The 255-nt window shown below is 66.3% G+C and carries 1 pseudogene; it reads left to right on the top strand.

Features of this window, described 5'->3' with window-relative positions:
* Positions 1-255: pseudogene (locus IB256_RS30530) on the top strand (type VI secretion system tip protein VgrG); the annotation flags it as partial.

Below are 255 nucleotides of genomic sequence, written 5' to 3'. Positions count from 1 at the left end.
AGCGCTTCGCGGCGGGCGCGGTGATTGTCGACCTGCAGTGCCGCGCTGCTCGCGACCGCAGCTTCGAAGTGCAATTCGAAGCCATCCCCTACGACGAACAGGTCTGCTTCCGCCCGGAAGTGCCGGCCAAGCCGGTGATCGCCGGTACCCTCCCGGCGCGCGTCACGAGCCCCGAGCCGAATGACCTGTACGGCCACATCGACATGGAAGGCCGCTACAAGTGCCATTTCGTCTTCGACCGCGACACTTGGCCCG

The sequence above is a fragment of the Pseudomonas sp. PDM17 genome (genome assembly GCF_014851985.1).
In the GTDB taxonomy this organism is placed as follows: Bacteria; Pseudomonadota; Gammaproteobacteria; order Pseudomonadales; family Pseudomonadaceae; genus Pseudomonas.
Note: the sequence above shows the minus strand (reverse complement) of the source record. Positions and strands in the feature narration are given on the sequence as shown.